The 25734-nt window shown below is 45.1% G+C and carries 25 protein-coding genes and 2 pseudogenes; 20 read left to right on the forward strand and 7 right to left on the reverse strand.

The window, feature by feature from the left end:
• The first annotated feature begins 244 nt into the window (after positions 1-244).
• The 3 genes from HII30_RS19935 (at position 245) to HII30_RS19945 (ending at position 2722) form a co-directional block, all read left to right on the forward strand.
• Positions 245-1105 carry a YitT family protein gene (locus tag HII30_RS19935; RefSeq protein ID WP_169506797.1) on the forward strand — a complete coding sequence of 287 codons (861 nt, stop codon included), beginning with the start codon at positions 245-247 and terminating at the stop codon, positions 1103-1105.
• Positions 1106-1135: 30 nt separating this feature from the next.
• Positions 1136-1945 (forward strand): undecaprenyl-diphosphate phosphatase, encoded by an 810-nt coding sequence (locus HII30_RS19940; protein WP_169506798.1) that lies wholly within the window; start codon positions 1136-1138, stop codon positions 1943-1945.
• Between the two features lie 156 nt (positions 1946-2101).
• Positions 2102-2722 (forward strand): nitroreductase family protein, encoded by a 621-nt coding sequence (locus HII30_RS19945; protein WP_169506833.1) that lies wholly within the window; start codon positions 2102-2104, stop codon positions 2720-2722.
• Positions 2723-2803: 81 nt separating this feature from the next.
• On the opposite strand, the gene HII30_RS19950 is transcribed toward HII30_RS19945, so the two are convergent.
• Positions 2804-3292, reverse strand: a complete 489-nt coding sequence (locus HII30_RS19950) for a pyridoxamine 5'-phosphate oxidase family protein (RefSeq protein ID WP_169506799.1) — start codon at positions 3290-3292, stop codon at positions 2804-2806.
• 284 nt (positions 3293-3576) lie between these two features.
• Between HII30_RS19950 and HII30_RS19955 the strand changes: the two genes are divergently transcribed.
• The 8 genes from HII30_RS19955 to HII30_RS19990 all read left to right on the forward strand — a co-directional run bounded on the left by HII30_RS19955 (position 3577) and on the right by HII30_RS19990 (position 10739).
• Positions 3577-3900 (forward strand): ArsR/SmtB family transcription factor, encoded by a 324-nt coding sequence (locus HII30_RS19955; RefSeq protein WP_169506800.1) that lies wholly within the window; start codon positions 3577-3579, stop codon positions 3898-3900.
• 66 nt (positions 3901-3966) lie between these two features.
• Positions 3967-5262, forward strand: coding sequence for an arsenic transporter (locus tag HII30_RS19960; protein WP_169506801.1), 1296 nt, complete (start codon positions 3967-3969; stop codon positions 5260-5262).
• Between the two features lie 31 nt (positions 5263-5293).
• Positions 5294-5713 carry an arsenate reductase (thioredoxin) gene (gene arsC / locus HII30_RS19965; RefSeq protein WP_169506802.1) on the forward strand — a complete coding sequence of 140 codons (420 nt, stop codon included), beginning with the start codon at positions 5294-5296 and terminating at the stop codon, positions 5711-5713.
• Between the two features lie 136 nt (positions 5714-5849).
• The gene (locus HII30_RS19970; protein ID WP_169506834.1) at positions 5850-6230 is read left to right on the forward strand and encodes a GntR family transcriptional regulator; all 381 of its coding nucleotides are present in this window, start codon (positions 5850-5852) and stop codon (positions 6228-6230) included.
• A complete protein-coding gene (locus tag HII30_RS19975) occupies positions 6227-7093 on the forward strand; it encodes an ABC transporter ATP-binding protein (RefSeq protein WP_169506803.1) in 867 nt (288 codons plus the stop codon). The genes HII30_RS19970 and HII30_RS19975 overlap by 4 nt, the downstream gene beginning before the upstream one ends.
• Positions 7086-7712, forward strand: coding sequence for an ABC-2 transporter permease (locus HII30_RS19980; RefSeq protein ID WP_169506804.1), 627 nt, complete (start codon positions 7086-7088; stop codon positions 7710-7712). The genes HII30_RS19975 and HII30_RS19980 overlap by 8 nt, the downstream gene beginning before the upstream one ends.
• An 89-nt stretch (positions 7713-7801) precedes the next feature.
• Complete coding sequence (locus tag HII30_RS19985; RefSeq protein ID WP_169506805.1) at positions 7802-8185, forward strand: DUF302 domain-containing protein; 384 nt, start codon at positions 7802-7804, stop codon at positions 8183-8185.
• A 112-nt stretch (positions 8186-8297) separates the two neighbouring features.
• On the forward strand, positions 8298-10739 hold the full coding sequence (locus tag HII30_RS19990; protein WP_169506806.1) for a glycosylhydrolase-like jelly roll fold domain-containing protein: 2442 nt from the start codon (positions 8298-8300) through the stop codon (positions 10737-10739).
• Here the strand turns inward: HII30_RS19990 and HII30_RS19995 are convergent.
• Together HII30_RS19995 and HII30_RS20000 are read right to left on the reverse strand one after the other, a co-directional pair.
• The gene (locus tag HII30_RS19995) at positions 10711-11661 is read right to left on the reverse strand and encodes an arsenic resistance protein (RefSeq protein WP_169506807.1); all 951 of its coding nucleotides are present in this window, start codon (positions 11659-11661) and stop codon (positions 10711-10713) included. The genes HII30_RS19990 and HII30_RS19995 overlap by 29 nt on opposite strands.
• 65 nt (positions 11662-11726) lie before the next feature.
• Positions 11727-12374: pseudogene (locus HII30_RS20000) on the reverse strand (helix-turn-helix transcriptional regulator); the annotation flags it as partial.
• 92 nt (positions 12375-12466) lie between these two features.
• Here HII30_RS20000 and HII30_RS20005 point away from each other — a divergent pair.
• The 8 genes and pseudogenes from HII30_RS20005 to HII30_RS20040 all read left to right on the forward strand — a co-directional run.
• Positions 12467-12874: pseudogene (locus HII30_RS20005) on the forward strand (GyrI-like domain-containing protein); the annotation flags it as partial.
• A 23-nt stretch (positions 12875-12897) separates the two neighbouring features.
• Entirely contained in the window at positions 12898-13362 is a 465-nt protein-coding gene (locus tag HII30_RS20010; protein WP_169506810.1) for a phage tail protein, read from the forward strand.
• Positions 13363-13557: 195 nt separating this feature from the next.
• Positions 13558-14334: an NAD-dependent epimerase/dehydratase family protein gene (locus HII30_RS20015; RefSeq protein ID WP_169506835.1), complete on the forward strand. Its 777-nt coding sequence runs from the start codon at positions 13558-13560 to the stop codon at positions 14332-14334.
• Between the two features lie 346 nt (positions 14335-14680).
• Positions 14681-16159 (forward strand): DUF5605 domain-containing protein, encoded by a 1479-nt coding sequence (locus HII30_RS20020; RefSeq protein ID WP_169506811.1) that lies wholly within the window; start codon positions 14681-14683, stop codon positions 16157-16159.
• A 51-nt stretch (positions 16160-16210) separates the two neighbouring features.
• Positions 16211-17578 (forward strand): glycoside hydrolase family 140 protein, encoded by a 1368-nt coding sequence (locus HII30_RS20025; RefSeq protein WP_169506812.1) that lies wholly within the window; start codon positions 16211-16213, stop codon positions 17576-17578.
• 102 nt (positions 17579-17680) lie between these two features.
• Positions 17681-18220, forward strand: a complete 540-nt coding sequence (locus HII30_RS20030) for a stalk domain-containing protein (protein ID WP_246246773.1) — start codon at positions 17681-17683, stop codon at positions 18218-18220.
• A 216-nt stretch (positions 18221-18436) separates the two neighbouring features.
• Positions 18437-19786, forward strand: coding sequence for an FAD-binding oxidoreductase (locus HII30_RS20035; RefSeq protein ID WP_169506813.1), 1350 nt, complete (start codon positions 18437-18439; stop codon positions 19784-19786).
• Positions 19787-19951: 165 nt separating this feature from the next.
• Positions 19952-20659 (forward strand): alpha/beta hydrolase family protein, encoded by a 708-nt coding sequence (locus tag HII30_RS20040; protein ID WP_169506814.1) that lies wholly within the window; start codon positions 19952-19954, stop codon positions 20657-20659.
• A gap of 34 nt (positions 20660-20693) precedes the next feature.
• Here HII30_RS20040 and HII30_RS20045 read toward each other — a convergent pair whose 3' ends face one another.
• The gene (locus tag HII30_RS20045) at positions 20694-21173 is read right to left on the reverse strand and encodes a hypothetical protein (RefSeq protein ID WP_169506815.1); all 480 of its coding nucleotides are present in this window, start codon (positions 21171-21173) and stop codon (positions 20694-20696) included.
• Between the two features lie 204 nt (positions 21174-21377).
• Between HII30_RS20045 and HII30_RS20050 the strand changes: the two genes are divergently transcribed.
• Complete coding sequence (locus HII30_RS20050) at positions 21378-21860, forward strand: heme-degrading domain-containing protein (protein WP_169506816.1); 483 nt, start codon at positions 21378-21380, stop codon at positions 21858-21860.
• Between the two features lie 79 nt (positions 21861-21939).
• Here HII30_RS20050 and HII30_RS20055 read toward each other — a convergent pair whose 3' ends face one another.
• From HII30_RS20055 to HII30_RS20065, 3 genes are all read right to left on the reverse strand, one after another.
• Positions 21940-22830 (reverse strand): ABC transporter permease subunit, encoded by an 891-nt coding sequence (locus HII30_RS20055; RefSeq protein WP_169506817.1) that lies wholly within the window; start codon positions 22828-22830, stop codon positions 21940-21942.
• Positions 22831-22843: 13 nt separating this feature from the next.
• On the reverse strand, positions 22844-23734 hold the full coding sequence (locus HII30_RS20060) for an ABC transporter permease (protein ID WP_169506818.1): 891 nt from the start codon (positions 23732-23734) through the stop codon (positions 22844-22846).
• 95 nt (positions 23735-23829) lie between these two features.
• Positions 23830-25536 (reverse strand): extracellular solute-binding protein, encoded by a 1707-nt coding sequence (locus HII30_RS20065; RefSeq protein WP_169506819.1) that lies wholly within the window; start codon positions 25534-25536, stop codon positions 23830-23832.
• Positions 25537-25734 lie beyond the last annotated feature (198 nt).

Genomic DNA, 25734 nt, shown 5'->3' on the forward strand with positions numbered 1-25734 from the left:
AGAAGCTGCCGCCTGCAACATACAGGCAACAGCTTCTTCACGTATCCTAACCTTTTTTAAAATGTCCTTTACAAGGGGTACAGTTTAACTTAAAGGCTGCCTTTTTTATGCCTAATTTGTCCCAGATGCATAGATGTTCATGAGCTGAACTTTCTTTCACGTGAAGATTTATGTTAGATTAAATGATGCAGAATCATGAAGGACTTCATGATTTACGTACATATAGAGAAACAAGGAGAGAAATATGAAAAAGTCTAAACGTATTGAAAACATCCGCAAGATCATTATGATCGTCATCGGCGCGGTAATTGCTGGATACGGCCTAGAGGCCGTGCTGATTCCAAACGAGGTAATTGATGGCGGCGTCACAGGCATCAGTATTATGGGCTCCCACTTATTTGGATTACCGCTGGGTGTGCTGCTGTTCGTCTTGAATATTCCGTTCGTTTTTCTGGGCTATAAACAGGTCGGCCGAACATTTGCCATCATGAGCATCATTGGTATTGCGGCTTTGTCGGTGTCTACGGTTGTCCTGCATCATGTAAAAACAATTCTCGGTCCTGAAGACCCGCTCTTGATCGTCTTGTCCGGTGGATTGCTGCTGGGTATTGGCATTGGCATTGTCCTTCGTAACGGGGGCGCACTGGATGGTTCAGAAGTGCTTGCCGTACTGCTGTCACGTAACATCCCTTTTTCTGTAGGAGATATTATTTTGTTCATCAATGCCTTCATCTTCATCGGTGCCAGCTTTATTTACGGTTTGGAAAGCGCGCTGTATTCGGCACTGACCTATTATATCGCGAAGAATGTAATCGATATTATTCAAGTCGGTTTGGAAAAATCGAAATCTGTGCAGGTTGTCAGCAATAAGTCTGTGGAAATCGGGGATACGATCCAGTCACGTCTGGGACGCAATGTCACCTACACGCCGGGACGTGGCGGGTTCTCGAATGAAAAGTCTGAAATCTTAAATTGTGTAATCAACCGGATGGAAGAAAACAAACTGCTTTCGATCATCAAGGATATTGATGAGAGCGCCTTTGTTGTCATTTCTGATGTTTCCGAGGTTCGCGGGGGCAACTTTAAGAAACGGGATATTCACTAAGATACCTTATATAGAGCAGGAGCTGGAGAAATGGATTGGATACTGTGGTTCAAATATTTGTTCTTGGGATTTGTGCAGGGGTTTACGGAGCCCATACCGGTTTCATCAAGCGGACATCTCATCATTGTACAAAACCTTATGGGACTGAAGCAGCCAGGATTGACGTTTGAAATATTGACGAACACCGCATCGTTATTTGCAATTATGATTATTTTCAGGAAAGATATCATACGGCTTGTAAGCTCAGCTTTATCATATATCAGAAATCGTAATGCTGAAGATCGATCTGATTTTATGTTCTGTGTGTATATTATTATCGGCACGATTCCAGCTGGAATTGGGGCCATACTGTTTAAAAGTCAATTAGAACAAATTTTCTCTTCTGTGTATATGGTCAGTATTGCACTGTTGTTCACAGGTGCTGCACTTTGGCTGATCAGAAACTTCCGGGGACGTAAACAGGACGGTGACCTGACAGTAAAAGATGCCATCATTGTGGGTATAGCTCAGGCAGTGGCACTCATTCCTGGAATCAGCCGGTCCGGAGCAACCGTCATAGCTTCCATTGCGGTCGGCATGAAACAAGAAACCGCGCTGCGATTTTCATTTATGCTGTATCTTCCTATTAGTTTTGGAGGCATTATATTAGGTGTTTCTGACTTTGCCAGTGATCCTGGTCCTTCTGAACTGGCGGTTCCCTATTTGATCGCATTTATTGCCTCATTGATCACCACATACTTCTCCATGAGATGGTTAATGAATATTATGGCTAAAGGTAATCTGAAGTACTTTTCAATTTACTGCTTTGCAGCCGGTATATTGTTTTTATTCCTTTTATAGAGCGGACTATGGTCTTCATGTTAGATTATATCCTTCAAAAGTCGCGGATCCCGCGGCTTTTTTTTAATAAAATATACTATCTTAATGTTACTATTTACCTGTATACTATTTTTTGTAGGTCTAAAGTTTTATATTTGATAGTTCAAGGGAGCGATCATCATGGAGTTTTCAGAAATTGTAAAAAAGAGACGGTCCGCGAATAACTTTTTAGCAGACCATCCCATTACACAAAAAGAACTGGATGAGATTTTTGACCTGGTGAAGCTGAGTCCTTCTGCATTTAACTTGCAGCATGCGAGCTACATTGTGGTGAAGGATCCCGCCGTGAAGGAGCAAGTCAAAGAAGCTGCTTTTGGACAATTTAAAGTCTCATCTGCCTCAGCTGTTGTTGCTGTCTTGGGAAATATGAAAGCGTACACGAAAGTGTCTGAGATTTATATGGGTTTGAAAATGCTGGGAGCGCTCACGGAAGAAGAGTACAATAAAATCACTGATGAGACGATTTCGTTCTATGAAGCTCAAGGCGAAGCTTTTCAAAAAGAAGAAGCGATACGAAACGCATCGTTATCTGCCATGCTGTTCATGCTGGCGGCTAAGGAAAAAGGATGGGACACTTGTCCGATGATCGGCTTTGATCCTGCCCAGATCAAGAACTTGTTGAACGTAAAAGAAGGCTATGAGGTTGTCATGCTGGTTGCGGTAGGGAAAGAGAAGGAAGAGAGCAGAAGGCCGCGCGGATACCGAAAGCCGGTCAGTGAGTTTGTAGCTTACATATAGACCTTTGTTGGCAATAATCAATTAAAACGGGGCCGTCCCAACAGATCTCAGATCTTAGGTACGGCCCCGTGCTATATTGTGTTATGGCAAATCAACCACTTTGTTGATCTCGGAATCATCGGCATCTTTTCCCATCAGTCTGCGGAACATAAAGGACATCATTTTAAATTTGTTGCTGGAGTCCCAATATTCAGCAGTGTCGGCTTTTACTTTAATAAGAACCAGACTTGGATCGTCATAATTGCAATCCAGCAGTTTTTCATATGCCGCATTCCAGAATTCCTTGATCTTTTCGGGACTGTCTACGAGTTCAGCGTTACCCCGAATCGATACATATGATTTATCCACATACGCCACATTCACTTGACGATTATGGAGTATTTCATGAAATTTGCTGGTATCTTTTTTGGTTAAAAACCACAGATCTCCATCAAATTCGACATCCTGGGTTTTCATTGGGCGTGAGACTAAACCATCATCCGAAATGGTCGTAAGCATCGCTGTATCAATATCCTTGATCAATTCCCTTACTTTCTCTATCGCTTCTTGATGATCCGTTACATGACTCATTTGAATTCACCTCTTTGAAATGTGGTATACCAATAGTATTACACGTGTTATTCGTGGTTTAAACCGTCAGCATGAAGCTGGACACCCTCGGAACTGAACACACAAAAATAACATACATCAGAAATGGGGCTCGTGAGCCTTTGTTCGGAGCAGCAACAGGAGCCTAGACGTAAATATGTTTGGTGCTGGACGTTCTGTTTTTATGCTTGAAATCAATCAGAATAAAGATTATTATATATAAGCATTCAATTATATATTTATGTAATGGGGGAGGAGTCAAGGCATTGGAACAGATCAATGAGATTGCTGATAAGCTCAAATTACTTGGAGACAAAACCAGGCTCACCATATTAGCGCTCCTTACTGATCGAGAATGGTGTGTCTGTGAATTTGTAGATTTGTTTGACATGTCACAGCCAGCAGTCAGCCAGCACTTGAGAAAGCTGAAATCGCAAGGTCTCGTGAGTGAATCTAGGCGCGGCCAGTGGGTTTATTATTCTTTGAACATAGATGATAAACCTTATATCCGGGCGGTACTGAATGAGATCCCAAGCTCACAGGAAGTGCTGTCATCAATGAATAAGGAAATCAACTGTGATTGCGACTAACTGGTTTGGCAGAGTGTCCATATGCAATGGTCTACAGTAATAGTGACAAAAATGGAGGAATGAACGTTGTTTTCTGTTGTCTTAGCCAGCATTATCTTTTTAATTACTTTAGTACTGATCATTTGGCAGCCTAAAAATCTTTCGATCGGATGGTCGGCCTGTGGCGGGGCAGTCCTGGCGCTCCTTGTTGGCGTGGTGGATTTTCAAGATGTATGGGATGTCACCCAGATTGTGTGGAATGCTACGCTCGCATTTATCGCGATCATTATTATTTCATTGATTCTGGACAAGATAGGTTTGTTCGAATGGGCTGCCCTTCATATGGCAAAGCTGGCGCAGGGAAGCGGTATACGAATGTTCGTGTATATATCACTGCTTGGGGCCGTTGTGGCTGCCTTTTTCGCCAATGATGGAGCTGCTTTGATCCTGACGCCAATCGTGCTTGCCATGGTAAGGGCATTAAACCTTGATGAGAAGAAAATTTTCCCTTTCATTATTGCCAGCGGTTTTATAGCAGATACCACGTCGCTGCCCCTAGTAGTCAGCAACCTAGTGAATATCGTATCCGCCGACTTTTTTGGGATTACATTTATTGAATACGCCAGCCGGATGTTCGTACCTAATTTATTTGCACTGGCAGCAAGTATTCTCGTACTGTACTTGTTTTTCCGAAAGAGCATCCCGCACAAATTCGATGGGACACAGCTCAAACCGCCTTCATCCGCTATACAGGATCCGGCCATGTTTCGTTTATCCTGGATCGTATTAAGTATACTGCTGGTGGGTTACTTTGTTTGTGAATTTGTCGGCATTCCGGTATCGATTGTAGCCGGGTTTATCGCAATTTTCTTCCTGCTTATGGCTCGTAAAAGTCCTGCCGTGCAGACCAAGGAAGTGCTCAAAGGTGCGCCATGGGCAATTGTATTTTTCTCTATCGGCATGTATGTCGTTGTATACGGCTTGCGAAATGCCGGTCTCACGGATCTGCTGGCAGACGTCATACAGAGTATAGCAGATCAGGGACTGTTTGCGGCAGCAATGGGCATGGGTTTTATCGCTGCAATCCTGTCCTCTGTTATGAATAACATGCCGACTGTGATGATTGATGCACTTGCGATTGATGCAACTACCACATCAGCAGCGATCCGTGAAGCTCTGATTTATGCCAATGTCATCGGATCTGATCTCGGTCCCAAAATCACGCCGATCGGTTCCCTGGCTACGCTGCTCTGGCTTCATGTCCTTTCCACCAAAGGTGTGAAGATCAGCTGGGGTACCTATTTCAAGACAGGAATGATATTAACCATACCAACTTTATTCATTACCCTTTTAGGTTTGTATATCTGGTTAACCGTACTCTAATTAAAGCGACAAGAACAGGAGAGATCATTCAATGGAAAAAAAGACGCTGTACTTCTTATGTACTGGCAATTCATGCCGCAGCCAAATGGCCGAAGGATGGGCCAAGGAATATCTGGGTGAGGAATGGAATGTTTATAGTGCCGGTATCGAGGCTCATGGCTTAAACCCCAATGCGGTTAAAGCCATGCACGAGGCAGGACTGGATATTACGAACCAAACCTCAGATGTCATTGATATGGAACTATTAAACAATGCCGACTTTGTTGTTACACTCTGCGGGGATGCAGCAGACAAATGTCCGATGACGCCTCCACATGTTCGCCGCGAGCACTGGGGATTTGATGATCCTGCCAAAGCGCAGGGCACTGAAGAAGAGAAGTGGTCAGTATTTCAAAGGATCCGTGACCAGATTGCAGAGCGCATCAAGACCTTTGCTGAAACCGGGAACTAAAAGTTTTCAAGCTATGATTCAACAGCCGCCGCAGGGCGGCTTTTTTAGGTTATATATTTGACAAACTATGTATAGTGTGTATAGTATATATACACACTATACATCCTGCATATGAGCATCGTGAGGAGGGAATATCATCAATATTATATTATCTAACGCGTCAACAGATCCTATATACATTCAGATTTTAAATCAAATTAGACAGTCAATTCTAAACGGTGAATTGCGTCCAGGTGACAATCTTCCCTCTATCCGTCAGCTTGCTAAGGATCTGAAGGTTAGTGTGATCACAACTAAACGCGCTTATGAAGAGCTGGAGAAAGAAAAACTCATTGATTCCGTGGTCGGCAAAGGATGTTTTGTATCTGGCGCAAATCAGGATTTCATAAGGGAGCAGCGAATGAAACGTTTAGAAGAGAAGATGATGGAGATTGTACGGGAGAGCCAGGCGCTAAGTATGAGTCAACAGGAATTATTGGATCACTTGAAATTGATGTTAGAGGAGGAGCCAACATGAATGCGATTGAAATCAACAATCTGTGTAAATCATACCCTCTGTTTTCGATGGACAACTTGTCAGTGAACTTTAAAAAAGGTTATATCACAGGACTTATTGGTCCAAATGGCGTTGGGAAAAGTACGCTGATCAAAATGATTCTCGGCATGATTACACCGGACGCGGGCACTATCCGGATTCTCGGGAATTCAATGCCTGAACAAGAAGTTGACATCAAGCAGCGGATCAGTATCGTGTCCGATGATTGCTTCTTTTATGAGCATCTGACCATAAAGGAAACAGGGAAAATGATTGCCCCGTTTTATAGCCATTGGAATGATCAGAAGTTCAAGAGTTTTTTAGAACAATTTCAATTGTCTCCAAGTAAGAGGGTTCAGGATTTATCCAAGGGGATGAAGATCAAGCTCGCCCTGGCGATCGCTTTATCCCACGAGGCAGAGCTGCTGATTATGGATGAGCCCACGTCTGGTCTGGATCCGGTTTTCAGAAGAGAGATGCTGGATTTGCTTGCGGATATGATGCAGAACGACAACCACTCTATTTTATTCTCCACTCATATTACTACGGATTTAGATCGTATAGCGGACTATACTGCCTTTATTCATAACGGCAGACTTATCTTTAATGAAGCGAAAGATGAAGTGCTGGAACGCTATGCGATCGTGAAGGGTGAGATGCAGCTGCTGGACACAGATATACGAAAGGAGTTTGTCGGTCTTCGCGAGACTTCGGTAGGTTTCGAAGGCATGGTAGATAATAGAAGCAGGGCGCAGGAATTGTTTGGCAGTCATGCTTTATTGGAGCAGCCCACCCTGGAAGATATCATGTATTATACAGCTAAAGGAGTTTCCGTTCATGCTTAATATGCTTCGAAAAGACTATATTGCTTTAAAAAGCTCGCAGTGGATCGTCATCTTATATCTTGTTGTATTTAGTACTGTGTTTATTCCACGGATGGACATGTCAATGTACTTTGTCGGGATTTATACAGCTATTGGCTCCATCATGCTAGCAACCATGGTAGATATAAAAAACCATAACCATCGCTTTCTAATCACGCTGCCCATAAATCGTAAACATATCGTAAAGGCTAAGTATTTGACAGCCATCGCTTACATGTTATTCGCAGTCTTTTCATCATTCGGAATTCACTGGCTTACTATTCGGTTGTTCCCATTGCTCGATAAACCGAATTACACATTTAACGATATTATCATTTCAATAGGAATCATCCTGCTGCTGATATCGGTATACATGCCATTATTCTATGCCTTGAGTCATAAAAGTGCAGCGGTCATCAATGCTGTTTTTCTGGTTGCTCTAATTGTCCTGGCTCAGCCAGCGGCCCAATTCATTCATTGGTTAAGCGAAGAAAGTCAGTGGCAGAGTCCGATAACGCTGTTCGTTTATCCAGGTATTCTGCTGCTGTTCTTAGTTTCATATCTTGTCAGTGTCAAGCTGTTTTCGAGAAGAGATATATAAATGAAAAACTGTATCGTTTAACCTGATATCGTAAGGGTAAGGATAAATCAAGGCACCCAAACATACTACGATGACAGGAGTTGAATTACATGTTTCATTATACAGTCGATACGAATAAATCTATTGAACAAGTCATTGCAGATCTTACAGAGAGCCTCAAAACAGAAAAATTCGGTGTATTATGGCATCTGGACATGAAAGAAAAGCTTCATGAGAAGGATGTAGAGCTGGGTATGGAATATCATATCCTGGAAGTCTGCAATCCAGTTGAAGCACAAAAGGTGCTGTCTGAAAATGCACTCGTTGGTTATTTTCTTCCCTGCAAAATCGCAGTTTATGAAGAAGGCGGGACCATCAAGATTGGTATGCCGAAGCCTACGGCATTGATCGGGCTTGTGGACAATAATGAATTAATGAAACTCGCTGGAGATATTGAACAGCGACTGATCTCTTGTGTGGATATGAGCCGCTAGCTTTAATTAATACATGAAGGAGCTCTTTTACTTAGAGCTCCTTATTTCTTTTGTCATTTTACAAATTATGAGAGATAATGAACATATTACAGTAGATTTGAGGTGATCATGAATGTTCGAGCTTAATACGCTTCGGCAGCAGTTTATTGAACCACCGGCAGAATTTAGTCCAATTCCGTTCTGGTTCTGGAACGATGAATTAACGGAAGATGAGCTGATCCGGCAGCTCCGCGATTTCCATTCGAAAGAGGTAAACGGGGTTGTTATTCATCCCCGGATGGGTCTGCCAGACCATATACCTTATTTGTCAGAAGCCTATATGGCATTGGTTGAAGCGGTTGTGGCAGAAGCAGAGGTGTTGGGGATGTCTATCATTTTGTATGATGAAGGCATGTATCCTTCTGGCTCTGCCTGCGGTCTGGTCGTGAAGCAGAATGCAGATTATGCGAGCCGGGGACTGCAAATGCGGGAAATGCCATGTGAAACAGGGACACATTCAAATTTTACTGTACGGCTGAAGCCTGGCGAAATGTTGGTATCTGTACAAGCCGTCCGCAAACTTGCTGCTAACGTCTATGACCCGGACAGCACGGTTATACTTGAGCTGGTTGAACATACGGTTTCTTTCACTCCGCCGGATGATGAAGAATGGTATATCCTCATGTTTGTAGATACGCCATCTAAAGGATCCATCCGTGGGGTCCATCCCGGACAGGACGATGGTGAACCGGGTGCGCCGCCCGCTGCAGACCTTCTGAACCCGGACGCCGTTCAAGCCTTTTTAACCATCACACACGAAACGTATTATAAACATTTGAGCTCTTATTTTGGCACAACCGTGATAGCTATGTTTACGGATGAACCGGATTTGCTGGGGCGCAGACATCTGAAACATCTAAAGCCATGGACACGCGGTTTCATGGATGAATACCTGATGAGCGGCGGCCGGGAGCGAGATTTACCTGCGTTGTGGCTTGAGGGGGGAGAATTGAGCGCATCCATTAGAGACCATTATGAAGCTGTAATTCGCAGCCGGCTCGGTCGAACGTATTACAAACCCCTGGCTGACTGGTGTGAACACCATGGGATCGCACTGACAGGTCACCCGGCCGGAAGTGATGATATCGGACTGCTGGAGCACTTTCATATCCCGGGACAGGATGTGGTATGGAGATATGTTGCTCCCGAGAATGGAACATCTCTGACTGGTGTGCACAGCACGATGGCGAAATGCTCTTCCGACGCCGCGCGTCATCGAGCTAAACGCAGGAATCTGAATGAATGCTTCGGTGTATGCGGCGTTGACGGAGGCTGGTCACTTAGTGCAGACCATATGAAGTGGATATTGGACTGGCTTTTTGTACGAGGCGTTAATCAGATCATTCCTCATGCTTTCTACTATTCCATCCGTGGAGAACGCAGGGATGAGCGGCCGCCGGATGTAGGTCCCCATAATATATGGTGGCCGGAATATGCCCGGTTCTCGCGATACATCAAGCGGATGAGCTGGCTCATGACGGATAGTGTCAATCATGCCGAGGTTGCTGTTCTGGCAGGAGCTGCATGCCTGCCTTGGAACATCGTCAAACCATTGTATGAAGGGCAGGTGGAGTTTAACTACCTGGAGGAGGTTTTGCTGTCATCCTGCACGATCAAAGATGGAGAAATTCGAATAGCAGGCTATCGGTATAAGGCACTCCTGATCGAAGACAGCTGCCGGGTATCTGAAGATACATGGAAACATCTTGTGTCTTTTGTAGAGCAGGGCGGTCTGGTTCTGGAACTGTTTAATCCGAGCAGTAAATCAAAAAACTTTGGACAGATCCAGCTGAGCACCCCAGATGATGTGTTCAGCGAGCTGATGAAAGTGATCTCCAGGCCGGTGAAGCTGGATCCCGCAGCCGAGCACATCAGAATTAGTCATATTTCTAAAGATAATATGTATTACTATATTATCGTGAATGAAGGTGAGAGCGGTTACACTGGCAAGCTTCAGCTTGAAGTTGAGGGTCGTGCTGAAATTTGGCGTCCCTGGGATGGTGATTTCATTCCTGCCACTGTCCTGAAATCCGAAGAAGGTCTATTATTGAATATCCACATTGAACGCCGGGAATGTGTGATTGTTGCTGTAGATCCGCTTGAATCAAGCGAGATACTAGATCTTTCATCAGGGTGGCTCGTAGTGGACGGGCCATGTAAAGGAAGTTTAACTTCACTGTCTTCTTGGACGAAATGGGCAGGAATGGAGCACTATTCTGGAACCGTTACCTATGAACAGCGAATCAATATTCATGATTCCAATCACGCTGCAGGTACCGTGCTGGATTTGGGATCTGTCCATGAAATCATGCAATTGTCTGTCAATGGCCGTGAACAGGGGGTAAGGATGTGGGCCCCTTATCGTTATGATATCGGTCAGGATCTCCAGCAGGGCGAGAACCTTCTGCGAGTCACCGTTACAAACAGCTTAGCCAATCGTTATGATAGAAACAGTCTACCTTCTGGCCTGATCGGTCCGGTTCGGCTTATCCGTTTTTTCGGGTCAATATCATAAATTGAGATATCAATACTAATACAGGCAGCTCGATCAGAGGGCCAATGACTAACGCTAACGAAATTAAAGGCTCATCCGGAAATGCTGTTACAGCAATAGCCAGGGCGACCGGTGAATTCCGTGCAAGTATCGTCAGTTTTAAACTTACCCTATCTGCAAGTGGAAACTTCATCAGCCTTCCGGTCAGGTCTCCTACCATATAATTGATCACAAAATACACCAGTACCGGAATGATCAAAATATAAAAGATATGTAAGTTTTCCATAAGAATAGAGCCTTGAGATGCAAACATTGCCGTGATGGCCAGTGATAAGAAAATCATTTGAGCGGAAGAGAAGAACGGAATGAGTCTCTTCGACAGCACCGGTGTATTTTTTCTGAATAGAAATCGTGTCAGGTGAGCCAGCGCAAACGGAATAACTAATACGACAAATATGCTCTCAACCAGCGTGCTTATAGGGATCGACCAGATTGTTCCGGTGAAAATTAGCAGATACACAGGGAGCAGCAGAACCTGAAGAATTAAGTTTATTGGCAGAATAGACGTTGAAAGTGCGACATTCCCTCTGGCAATGCCGGTGAACATTAAGTACCAATCGGTACATGGTGTCACCATCAGCATGATAAATCCGATCCAGAGGGCAGGATAATCTGCCAGAAAAACAGCGCCCAATGCCCAGGCGAAAATGGGGGTCCATATAAAGTTGATCGCTGTGCTGGCACTTAGAAATTTCACATTCAAAAAGGCCTTTTTAATTTCATCTAATGGGATGGTTAAGAACAGGCCGTACAGCATAAGCAGCAGAAAGGGAACAATGAATAGATCTGCATGCTGTTCAATGACTGTAACCTGTCCAATCAGAAAACCAAAAGCTACAGCCCCTAAAATAATGACGGTTTGCAATCTCTCCATGATTCCCATAATTTTTGTACCTCCAATGAAGATATACATATTAATAAATCTTTGTCTAGGTAAAAGAGGTGTCGTTAGCTGTATAATCTGAACCTTCCTTGCAGGCTTTCTGCGACTTCAGGAGACATCTCTTTGATGAAAATATCTTCACCCAGGAACAGCAGCCAATTGGTGATCTCCGTTAATTCTTCTGCATGGCTTACATGAATATAGGTCATGAGCATCGCCGTGGTCTGGTGGTCAAAGCCTTCAATGTGCCAAACACTTTTCTCACGATAAAGGTGCATCAGATACAAGGAATATGTCTTCAGTTCCTGCTCTTCCTGAAGAGTGAGGCGCAGGCAGCGGTCTGTAAGAAGGGTTTGGATGAGCTTCTCTAACATGGGGTGGGGGAGATCAGACAGATCCAGCAGATCCGGGTTATGGGGGTTCGTTCCCTCAAACAGCAGAATCTGATTGAGCAGTACAAGGTCATCCTGCTGATTCTCCGAGAGGAGGGCCATTTTCTCAGCCAAAGACTGGCGGCTCTTCAGGTAAGGCAGCTGCTGGTTTCTCGTAGCCATAAAGGCTATGAATAATGCTTTAATCTCATTGTCGGTAAAGCGCACGGTCGGCAGAACAGAGTTGTTCATGACCGAATAGCCGCCATCCCTTCCAACCTCAGCGACCAGCGGCATCCCCATGGCTTCAATCTCTCGGATATCACGAATCGCTGTCGAACGATCGTATCATTTTTTGACATGATTAACGTTTATTATAGACCTATCAAGTTGAAAAACAAATCATTTGAAACTGAAAATTAGAAAAGGTGGTTTCACAAATGGCAGATTATGCGATTGTAGAGAAAGAAGGATTTTGGGAGTCTGTGAAGCAGGATGGAAGGCTGGATTCCCTTAAAGCCGCAGCGGAGAACGAATACATTTTTGCAGTGAATGAAGCCGTGAACAACAAAATGATGCATTACGCAGGCGTAATCACAGAGGAGACGTTACCGGATGTATCTAGGCTTATCCAGTTTCCGGAAGGAGATTACCTTGTCGTTGAAGAAGAAGGCAGAAATACTGAGGAACTGGAACAACAGCTAACAGGGATCGCCTTTGGTCAAGTTCTGCCAGAATTGAATGACACTGCCTATGTTGGCGGACCTAATGCAGCCGTTGTGATGGGAGAGAAAAACGGAATGGTCTATGGCGAAATGTGGATTCCGGTAATTAAGAAATAACATGAACTAAGGGAGGAACGATTGTGTCAAGTATTGTAGATTTCAAAAATGTATCAACGGCTGGATTAGAAACATCTCCGGTCGCAGAAGCGCTTGCAGGGTTACGGGCGAACGAAGCGCGCTACTTCATGAACAAATATAAGCATGAATTTACGGTGAAACCTGCAAGTGAGAGCCAGGAGACGCTGGATTATGTGACTTCAATTCTTAAGAAAGAGCGGGACATTGAATTTCAGGCGAAGCCGCTTGAGACATCTCGTTTCCTGGTGGAGAATATTCAATTTGCTTACGTCATTTATGAGGATGGTCTTGTGGTCAATGTGATGTATACTGTCGATGACCACAAAAAAAGGGCGGTGGGCTTCAAGCTTTCTGAGGGGATGGAAATTCCCAAAGAGCTGGAGAGCAAGTTTAAGTTTGCAAGGCAAAAATCTAAATTGGCTGGAACCATCCGGGGCTCGTTCTTTGTTATCAAGGGTGAATACTAAGAACTGAAATGGTCAGTGTTTTTATTCAGAAGAAAGTACCCAATCCAGAGTGAACATTGCGTTCAAGTGGAAGAAATTAGCGAGATCGAAATGATTAATGTATATTAATCTTTCTCATAACGGGTAATTACTAACAACACATCAATCTCTGGACATCAAGTAACAATTAAATTGAGAAAGGGGATTTAAGAAGTGATGAAACGTAAACTGTTATTAACCGGTGCAGCAGGTACCATTGGAAACACGATTTTTAAAGGGCTGCAGCAGGATGAACGGTATGACATTATCGGGGCAGATAAACAGCAGGATGACGAACAGGGCATTGTTGAGATGGACATTACGGACGAAGCGCGGCTGCAGGAACTGACGCAAGGTATTGACACGGTGCTGCATTTTGCCTGGATTAAGGATGAAGGTGATTTTCTCGGAAAAGTGTTGGAGGGAAACGTCAGCGGTGCTTACAAATTAATGGAAGCAGCCGTGCAAAATGGGGTACGCCGGATCATTTTCGCCAGTTCCAACCATGCGACCGGTTTTTACAAGACGGATGAGAAGGTGGATCCCGAAGATCCGTACCGGCCGGACAGCTTTTATGGTCTCAGTAAATGTTATATCGAACTATTGGGCCGGTTGTATTCGGATCAAGATAAGATCTCCTCAATCAATATTCGGATCGGTAACTTTCCTGGTGATGACCGTCCTCATTCAGAACGAGCAGGACATATCTGGATCTCGGAACGTGATATGCTGCAGCTGACGAAGTGCTGTATTGAAGCAGATGATGACATGAAGTATTTGAATCTCTACGGCACCTCCGCCAATACGGATAATTACTATAATATTGATTATCTCGAAGAGCTCATTGGATACAAACCTCAGGATGATGCAGCTAAGCTGCTGGAGCAGGCTAAATCGGCAGGCTTTAAAGTTTCTCAGGATGAGACGATTTATCAAGGAGGACAGAAGCAGTAGTATGGTCAGAATAATACAGCCTACCGGTTTTTGATGCTGAACGTAACGCAAAACCCATCAATGCAGTGGTGGGTTTTTTTATTTTAAGTTTTTGTATGCTCACTTTGTAGGAAAGCTATAAGTATGATCAGCCTCCACTGCGTAAAGGCAATCCGGTTATACCGCTATGCCTGATGAGCTATCCTACATTATTGACCAAATCGCTATTTGTCTCCATGAGAAATATTGATATTTACATAATTTAGTGATAATCTCTGCGATAGCTCATATTATGCATATAAAATTGAAGTTAATATTACTAAACGTTTAGTTTCGAAGAAGCATACGGAGAGGATGTTATTAGAGATTGAATAACCATTCGGTTAAGAACAGCGTCGAATGTTGGGACTGTTTTGAACTTCGATTAAAAGGTCCGAATAGCGGAAATCCCTATGTGGATATTACCTGGAATGTGACGTTCCATCATGAATCTCGAGAAGTCAAGGTGATGGGCTTTTACGCAGGGCGTGAAGAGTATGCTGCTCGGTTTATGCCTGATGAAATAGGAGAGTGGACATACGAGACATCCAGCGACTGCATAGAATTAAATGGAGTTACTGGAAGCTTTACTTGTACGGCCTCTTCATCCGGTAATCACGGTCCTGTTAGAGTGACGCATGATGAACGATTTGCTTATGCCGACAGCACACCATATCATCCATTTGGAACGACTGCCTATGCTTGGATCCATCAGCCCGAGGAATTATATACAGCTACGCTTCAAACTCTTAAAAACAATGTATTTAATAAGATCCGTATGTGCCTGCTCCCCAAAAACTATTCATTTAATGCTCAGGAACCAGAGCTTTACCCATTTGAAGGAGCACCTCAAGAGGGTTTTGATACCAGCCGTTTTAACCCTGCTTTCTGGGATCATCTAGATCGGTGTATTGAGGCATTGCTGAAACTTGGGATTGAAGCGGACATTATTTTATTCCATCCCTATGATAAAGGGCGCTGGGGCTTTGATGTAATGGGTTCGAAGGCCGATGATCTATATTTACGTTATGCCATTGCCCGTCTTTCTGCCTATCGCAATATCTGGTGGGCGATGGCTAACGAATATGATTTCATGAAAGAAATGACTATGAGTGATTGGGACCGATTGATCAGTATTGCTTCAAATGAAGATCCGCACCAGCATTTACTCTCAATTCATAACGGAACAGGAATGTATGAGCCGGGAAGCATCTTCATGTATGATCATACCCGGCCCGAGATTACCCACTGCAGCATCCAGCATTGGGATGTCACCTTGGTTACTGAATGGCGAAAACAATATGGAAAGCCTGTGATCGTAGATGAATGCGGTTACGAAGGCAATCTGCCTCAACGATGGGGGAATTTAAGTGCTGGCGAAATGACCCATAGGGTGTGGGAAAGCTTTGCCCGGGGCGGATACACAACGCATGGTGAGACCTATCTTCATCCACAGGATGAAATTTGGTGGGCGAAAGGAGGAGCTCTGTTCGGCTGCAGTAAAGATCAAATTGGCTTTCTACGCGATATCGTAGACAAGGCACCTAATGGGCTGAGGCCATTCTCCATTCCGCGAGATGCGCCGATGATGGGAATCGAGAACGAGTATTATCTGTATTACTATGGCCAACATCAGCCGGGTTACCGGGAATTTGAGCTGCGGGAGGATAAGGAATTCATAGTGGATTGGATTGATACTCATAAGATGACAATTACGACACTGGAAACCACGTACCAAGGTACATGCCGCATACCGCTCCCCGGCAGGCCATATTTCGCACTCCGTATTCGATGCAAAGAAGAGTGATTCATATGCATGAAGAGAGACGTAAACCTCTATGAAGGGAGATAGGGAATAATGAATAATATCAAGCCTTGGGATCATGGGCCATGGTCAGTGTGCGGGAAAGGACGTTTTTTTCGTCATACAGACGGGTCTCCATTTTTTTGGCTGGCAGATACAGCATGGCTTTTGTTTACCCGAACAACCAGAGAAGAAGCGAGATTATACCTCAAGGATCGACGTGTTAAAGGATTTAATGTCATACAGATCATGATCATTCATCATCCAGAATCGGCAAATGCATACGGAAAGCGTCCTTTTATAGAGGGAAATTTCACAGCGCCTGATTTAAATCAAGAAGAGACGAACGGAAGCTTCTGGGATTATGCAGATGAAGTCATCACCATGGCCGAAGAAGAAGGTCTCTACGTCGCTCTCGTTCCAGTCTGGGGAGGTGTTGTGAAAGGAGGAGCATTAGACGCCGATTCAGCCAGAAACTACGGGCAATGGCTGGCTGCACGATATCAGAAGCATCCGCATATCTTATGGCTGATCGGTGGTGATATTAAAGGCAGCATCCGAACGGATGTATGGGAAAGTCTTGCCTGTGCGATTCGAGAAGTTTCACCTAATCAGCCTATGACGTTTCACCCTTTCGGTCGCACGCAGTCCTCTACTTGGTTTCATTACAAAGACTGGCTGGATTTCAACATGTTTCAATCCGGTCATCGACGGTACGATCAGTTAAAGGGAGAAGACCCGGCAGCCTGGATAGGAGAAGATAATTGGCGTTATGTACAGGCTGATTATGATAAAGAACCGGCAAAGCCGACTTTGGATGGAGAGCCATCATATGAGGGGATTCCGCACGGATTACATGATGCTAATGAACCGCTTTGGGAAGCGAAGGATGCGAGACGTTATGCGTACTGGTCGGTCTTCGCCGGTGCATGCGGCCACACTTATGGACATAACGCAGTCATGCAGTTTTACAATCCAGATATTGGTAGGCCAGGAGCATACGGGTGCACTTTATCATGGACAGAAGCGCTGGATGCTGATGGTGCTGCACAAATGGTATATCTTAAGAACTTGATGCTCTCCCGGCCTTATTTCGAACGGATTCCCGATCCGACTCTTATTCACGGAAATCCTGGTCAGCGTTATGATTATGTGATCTCAACGCGGGGAGACAGCTGCTTAATGATCTATACGTATTCAGGACGTCCATTCGAGCTTAACATGGGATCCATTTCAGGTACAGAAGTTACCGGCTGGTGGTTCAATCCGAGGAGTGGTGAAAGCGAATACATTGGTGCATTTCAAAATACCGGTATAAGTTCATTCGACCCGCCCGGACAGCAAGTTGAAGGAAATGACTGGGTTTTAATCCTGGATGATGCCTCTAAGCAATATGATGCTCCAGGTATAGTGCAGACTTGAAATATCTATTTGAAGATACCGGAATTTCGATATGCAGCATTTCCTGCAGCAGAAACGTTTCTAATTTAGCACCTTAATTTTCCTGAAGCAGGTGATTGGGTGTTGAAAACAAAGGTTTGGAAGTTTGCAGCCGCCGGAATGCTGTTGATGTCTGCAATTGTGCCGATGGGAGCTCAAGTAACTGAAGCTGCTGCCAAGAAATATGTTGTGCTGGAGACACAGTGGGAAGACGGCCGTATCCACAGAAATCAAACGCTCTATAAAGATGGAGTCACGTACGGGAATTTTTTTGCACTGGGCAGTATAGCTGGTCTGCGCTGGAGGATGGAAGATGACCGTACAGCGGTGCTGGAACGAGATCAAAAACGTATTGTTGTACATATGGGAAGCCGCATCGCGGAAGTGGACGGCCATGATGTAGATATGGGAAGTGAGCCGGTATGGTATATTAGCCATCTTTATGTTCCTATTCGATTCCTGGCTTCGGCATTAGGCGGTGAAGTCGATCATCTGGATCCGAAAACCGGTAAGATAACCGCAACCATTCTTAATAACTTTACCGATACGTATAGTGCTGCTGTAATGGGCTACAGTTATGATGTTCGAACATCGAAAGAGGTTCTGGAGATTGAAAAAATATAAAATCGTGAATTCGGAAGGCAGCCTGGAGCTCTCATCGATAACCACCGAATCCGTATGATAGAAGATGGAAGCGGCCAAGTTCTTGACGAGATTTTTTCATTTAAATTCTTTCTCCCAATAGCCTATACGCGGTGATATCATCCCACATACGTTATAAGGAACATGCCTAATTCGTGGATGGTAAACAGGTTTAGCTAAAGATAAGGAGTTGGATGAATGGGTACATCAGGCATTAAACTTACCGGGCGAGTAATTTTTAAAGGAGATCCTGGTTATGAAGCCGCTCGCAAGAATTGGGATCCGCATACGGACAGATTCCCTAAAGTGTTTGTGTTCGCTCAAAAGACTCAAGATGTAGCCAATGCTATTCGATGGGCCAGAAAAAATAACGTTCCCATTCGTCCGAGAAGCGGCAGACATGCTCTGGAGCCTAATCTTTCTCAGGTCAATGGGGGCATCGTTATCGACGTCAGCGACCTGCGGAAAATCCAGTTAAATAAAAACAGCGGCACTGTTGTCGTTGGTACAGGAAATCGTGTAGGAAGAATCGTTGATACGCTGGCAAGGCAAGGTTATATCGCACCCTTTGGTGACAGTCCCACGGTGGGAATCGGGGGAATCACACCAGGCGGGGGGATTGGACCGCTGCAAAGAACGACCGGCCTTATTAGCGACAATCTGATTGAGCTCAAAATGGTAGATGCCAAGGGGAGAATCCTGCGGGCGAATCATAAACAAAATGCTGATCTTCTGTGGGCTTCCCGAGGCGGGGGCGGAGGCAACTTTGGCATATATACCGAATATAAATTCCGAGTACTGAAAGCTCCCGCCAAAGCTACTGTATTCCGAGTTACCTGGCCATGGGAACAGTTTGAAAAAGTCGTGAAAAAGTGGCAAGTTTGGGCTCCGAACGCCAGCACCAAGCTGGGCAGTGAATTAAATGTTGGTCCCAAAAAGGGCGGAAATGTCAGTATGCTGGGTCTGTACCTGGGCTCCAAAAATGAAGCCATGAAGCAATTAGAACCCATTCTCAGCGTGGGTAAACCTACTCAACAGATCATTCGATATATTCCATACAGGGAAGCCACGAAGTTTTTATTAGCACCAGATCCCGTGTTGACGCAAAAATACAGTAACCAGTTCTCCAGCGGCTTCAGCAGACGGCCGTTCCCGAACAAAGCTTACAAAGTGATGCGCGAATTTCTGGAAAAAACGGAGGGAGGAACTCCAGCCGGATTCTTCTTCCTGAACTGGGGCGGCGCGATCGGCCGGCTTTCACCCAAAGCCACCGCATTTTATTGGCGCAACGCTAAGTTTTATGTGGAATGGAACAGTTCATGGGTGAAGCCATCCCATGCTGCAAAAAACATAGCTTTGGCGCGAAATACAAGAAAAAAGCTGCAGCCCTATATTGTAGGATCCTACATCAATGTTCCGGACCAAGGTATCAAAAACTCAGGATCTGTCTATTACGGGAAAAACTATGGCCGATTGAAGAAGATAAAAGCTAAGTACGACCCTAATAATGTGTTTAATAACCCTCAGAGTATACCGCCTGCAAATTAAAGAGTGAACTTGACCACATGTTTACGCCAAGCCATGAATGAAATCAGGCTTGGCTTTTTTATATTCTGCATTTGCGAAAATACATATAAGGCCATGTTTGCTTGTACTTTATGAGGTTAATCAGTATGGTAAAATCATACGAAATGAAAAGGAGAAGCATCATCAATGAAGGTTGAAGCTTACTTGTCTTCCCACAGCACCTGTGAAGAATCATGTCACACAACAATCTGCTTTATTGCAGGTGTCGTAACCTATCGAAATAACTTTGAAGCTGCAGCCCGCGAGATGTCCAAGCAATTTCCTAAGGTTAAAATTTTGACGATTTTTCCTTATGGAACGGCCAATGGAACCAACCGTTCCTCTTTTCTGCGATTGTTGGGAAGTCAGTTGACTCAGGCAGGATATGATATAAATCTGTCTCAATCAAAACGGGTGAGAGTTGTATCGGAACTCATCCGCAAACATTCCCCTACAGGGAACCGCCTCATTCTCATTGGGCATAGTGCTGGCGGTGTGATCGCGTATCGGTCAGGACTGTTGTTAGAAGAAAAATATAAATTATCTCCTGCTCAAATATTCGCTGTCGGAAGTCCCAAATTCCCTTTGAAGGACATACCTTTCAATCAACGGTTCACCTATATTACAGGTCAGTCTCTAGATCGAATTACCCGAATCGGCAGATGGGGCATACCGGGTTCCCGGGTGTATCGTGGTAAACCTGGAAGGGAAATTCAAATGAACTTTAATCCCGCGAACCAAGGCTGGCGATTTCATGCTTCTTATTTTTTGGATTCAGGCTGGCAGGATGCAGACCAGGATTTTCACGCCAACGCGAGGGATTTGGTTTCCAAGATCGCTGAAATCTGCAGATGACAAGTGCTTGATAAAAATAAAGTGTTTCCATTTCTCATGTCGGAAGTGGGAACACTCTCGCTTTTTCTACATAGGTCACGCCGGTATATTTTTTCAGTTCCAGTTTTAAACTCGGTGAATCACTGTTCGGATTTCTGACTAACCAATGGTAGATCCATACTTCGGTTGGCGGCTGGTTCCCATTCCTTATGGCACAGAGCAATCTGCCATTCTTTACTTCACGTCCGGCAGGAAAGGCACTTGAGGGGGGGACTCTAAATTTAACGGCGACGCAGGATCCGGCTGGAATAGCGGGTGAAGAAGGATTACCGGTGCAGCGACCTATTTGGTCACGTTTCATAAAAGGAGTTTTACGAATTTCAAGAGGTCTCACGGTAATCAGTTGACGGTAAAGATGTCCTGTATTTCTATTGATGTTGTAATGAAGTATCGTAACAGGTCCATTATAAGTTTCAGAATTCAGACTTTTAGGAGACACTAGAACACCGTCATGAACCGTGGCAGGTGCTCCCATCGTGGTGAAATATAGAATGCCAACACAATCCCCAGCTCTTATTGTAACCAAATCTATCACTTCCTTTAGGTTAATAATATATAGTATGAATCGAATCTCAAAAGGATTGTGTACATGCCACATCGAAGTTATCATTTGAATGATGTCAGTGAATGAACCGATGGTTTTTGTTTGTAAACACATTAGAGCAAAGGAAGTGCAGGAATGGAAGACTATTCAGTGCTGCTGAGCGATCTTCTTCGGCAGGAGCAGGAGCTTCAGTTTACGGAATTTAACAACAATACGGCCATTAAGCTGGGTCAGTTGATTTTGTCCAAAGCCTTTAAAGAGGGCAAAGAAATAACGGTAGATATCCGCAAGAACGGCATGACCTTATTTCACGCGAAAATGAATAACAATGGTTTAGGCCATGACCGATGGATCACACGAAAAATCAATACTGTTCATCATTTTGAACACAGCTCTTATTACATACATGTGCAAATGAAATCTTGGAACACAACGATCCAGGATAATGCCTTTGTGGATTCAATGGAGTATGCGGCCGAAGGGGGCTGCTTTCCGATCATAGTGAAAGGGGCCGGAATGGTGGGTACGATCACGGTCTCTAGGTTGGCAGGCCATGAAGACCATGACATGGTGGTCACTTCACTTGAACAGCTGCTGCTGGCTGGGGGGATTTTCTAAAATCAAAAACTGGCGCAATCCTCTCATAAGGAGAAGAATGCGCCAGTTTTTTGTGCCAGTTGAATAATGATGACTTTCATTACTCTTTAACCGAACCCAGCGTAATGCCGTGAATGAAGAAGCGCTGCAGGAACGGGTAAACAAGGAGAACAGGTAACATTGCTATAAAAATCTTGGCAGCATCGAGCGTCCGGTTAGATAACTCGGATAGGCGGCGATACTGGGCCTCGGACATCGTCGACGGATCGACCGAAACGACGAGCTGCTGGATGTACGTCTGCAATGGATAAAACTGTTCCCGGGTCATGAAGATCAGACCGTAAAGAAATTCGTTCCAGTGATAGACGATACTGAACAGCGAGACGGTTGCCAGTACAGGTACGGCCAGCGGGATGTAGATTTTGAACAGGATATACCAAGGGCCAGCGCCGTCAACAAGTGCAGCTTCGTCCAGCTCTTTGGGCAAATTGCGGAAAAAGTTCATGGTCAGAATGACGTTGAAGACCAGGGTCTGCGCACCGCCGACCAGGACAAGCGCCCAGATGCTGTTCAGCATGTTGAGCTCTTTGATTGTCAAATACAGCGGAATCAGTCCACCGTTGAACAGCATCGTGAAGATGAGAATCCACATGAACACATTGCGTCCCTTGAACTCCCTTGCTGTCCGTGAGAGCGGGTAAGACATGAGCACAACCATTGTAAAATTGAGGGCAACGCCAAGCAGTACGCGCTCGGTCGAAGTCCAGAAGGACCGGAAGAACTGGTTGTCATTGAGGATCTGGGCATATGCATTAAAATTAAAATCCACAGGCCACAGCCAAACCTGCCCTGCTGCTGCGGCAGAATTAGAGCTAAGTGAAAGGGAGAGGGTATACCAGATCGGCAGAACACATGACAAAGTTATGAATACCAGGATTACAATCAGTACGATATCGGTCACACGATTACCGAATGTCCGATCTCTAACCACGGTCAGCACCTCCCTAGAATATGCGATAGTTAACGAATCGGTAAGCCAAATAATAAGAGACGGATATGAGCAGGAAGCCTACGACGGATTTCAGCAGGCCGACGGCGGTTGCCAGCTCGTACTGCAGGTTGAGCAGTCCCGTTCGATAAACCCAGGTATCAATGATATCACCAGTAGAATAGACGAGCGGGTTATACAGATTGAAGATCTGGTCAAAGCCGGCGTTCAGCACATTGCCCAGGCTGAGTACCGCGAGCAGTACTGCTGTCGTGCGTATTCCGGGCAGGGTAATATGCCAGAGGCTTCTCCAGCGCCCGGCCCCATCGATATTGGCGGCTTCATACAGTGCCGGGTTAATTCCGGTAAGTGCTGCAAGATAGATAATGGTGCCAAAGCCGAATTCCTTCCAGACATCACTACCGACAACAAGGAGCGGAAACAGCTCGGAATCCGCAAAAAAAACTTTGGGCTGGGAGCCGAATAAGGCAGTCAACTGATTAACAGGACCGTTGTATGAGAACAGGTCCAGCACAATTCCTCCCAAAATGACCCAGGACAAGAAGTGAGGCAGATAGACAATGGTTTGGATCCAGCGTCTAAGGATCATCAGGCGCAGCTCATTGAGCATGAGTGCGAACATCAGAGGCGCTATCAGATTGGCGACAATCTTCATCGATGCGATTACAAGTGTGTTGACGAATACTTCCTGTGTATCCTTCAGCAAGAACATATATCTGAAGTGCTCGAGCCCCGCCCAATCCGAGCCAAGGATACCTTTACCGGGATTGAAATACTGAAATGATATGATGATGCCGAACATCGGAATGATACTGAAGATGAACAGCAATAATAATCCCGGAATCAGCATCAAATAATAATGTTTCGCGAAGCCTTTCATTCGCATGACCGTACTCCTTTCCCCGTATACTGCGGCGAGTATACCAGAGCTCCTGGCGAGTGCCGGGAGCTCTGGCCATGATATTGTTTTACGCTTTCATATTACTCTGCCAGCGATTCTGCAACTTCCAGTGCGATCTGATCGCCGCCCTGACGCTTCCAGTTCTCTACGAAGGAATCGAATGTCTCTAGCGGTGCTGCACCCATGATGATGCGCAGGAAGGTTTCATCCTCCAGCTTGCGGAGGTTGACCCAGCGGCTCTCCATCAACGGCGTTTGTTCATAGAGCAGACTAGGCACCTCATTATATTCAGTATCGACCAACGGGCCACCGCCTACCATTAAGGAGTAGGTGCGCGTCCATGCTCCCCAGTTGGCTTCCGGGTTCCATGTCGAAATATCCATTGAATCGTAAGGCTCGTTTTTGATCGTCTTCAGACTTGCAATATCCGAAGGCAGCAGTTTGTAGGCCTTGTTATCAGCAAAATCCTCGGCTGTTTTGCTGCCTGACAGCACCTCGCGGAAAGCTTGAACTGAAAATTCGATTTCATCAGATGGAGCATATACCACACGCAGCGGATAGTATCCCGGACCGCCTTTGCTTGGATCAAAGGTGTTCTCTTGTTCGTTCTTAAACAAATTATTCAGCAGCTTCATTGGAACTTCAGGATGAGCATAATCTTTCCGCACTACTACAAATTCGGTGGAAGGGGTGGCAGCATGGGGTTTAAACTCTCCATCATTATTCAGAGGCAGTGCATATGCCTGCCAGTTCGCTTCCATGTTATTTTTCACTGCGTTGGTCAGTGGACCGTAAGCCATCCACCATGGCGCGAAGAATATACCGGATTTCCCGGCAATGATCGGCTCATCGGCTTTATTACGAACACCCATCTCTGGGTCGATTAGCCCTTTGGCATACAAATCTCTTAAACTGGCCAGCGCCTCACGTGTCTCCGGCAGAATGGAACCGTAAACCGGCTTGCCGTCCTCACCTTCAAGCCAGTATCCAGGGAATGCGTCATGTGCGGAGAAAACAGGGTCAAATCCGTAAAGATTGTTCTTCGATTCTAAAAAGTTTGCGTACAGCTTTCCGCCACTTTCCGGACCGGTGATCCCTATGGTGTCCCGCTGGCCGTTGCCATCCGGATCGTTCTCGACAAACGCGCGGGCGACCATTTCAAGCTCAGCCATCGTGGTTGGGGGCTCAAGGTTCAATTTATCCAGCCAGTCTTGCCGAATCCACATGAGATGAATGCCATCGGCATTGGCCTGCACACCAGGCAGCGCCATCATTTTGCCATCGAACGTTACTGCTTCCAAAGCAGCTCCGTTGGTTTTTTCGATAATGGTCTTTATATCCGGGGAGGCATATTGTTCATAGACTTCAGTTAAATCAGCAATCTGGTCGGCTTCAACCATTTGGCGCAGCTCAACAGCATTAACGACCATCGCATCAGGCAGATCGTTACTTGCGATTGCGAGGCTGATTCTCTGACGAAGGTTCTGGCCCGAGGCAGCAAATTGATGATCAACATCGACGTTAAGCGCTTCCTTAATCTGACGTGTATATTGATTCTCAAGCGGTGTATCACCTTGCGGCAGTTCGTTATCCGTTGGATCGACTTCAATACTGATGCTGATCTTGACGGGTTCTTCATAACGGCCGAATGGATCGGCGGGTTCATTGGACTTAGCGCTTTGTTCCGGTGTTGGTTCAGCCGGTGTGTTGTTTGCTTCATTGCTACAAGCACCTAATACGACGGAGCAGGCCAGTACAAGCGCAAACCACCTGGATTTGTTTTTCATAATTACACCCCTTCTTTGGATTGAATGGAATAATGATTCTCCTCGGACCACTTAACTGTATCATAATGAAATCGCCTTCATAGATAGATGACAGTTTTGAATTGAGGGGGTCATATGTACACAAAATTCACAGGGGAGATCAGCGTTCGGACATTTGACCCCCTAATGTGAAGACATTTGTCTACCGATGATTTTTTC

Origin of the sequence: Paenibacillus lemnae, assembly GCF_012933385.1 — a bacterium.
In the GTDB taxonomy this organism is placed as follows: Bacteria; Bacillota; Bacilli; order Paenibacillales; family Paenibacillaceae; genus Paenibacillus_AQ; species Paenibacillus_AQ lemnae.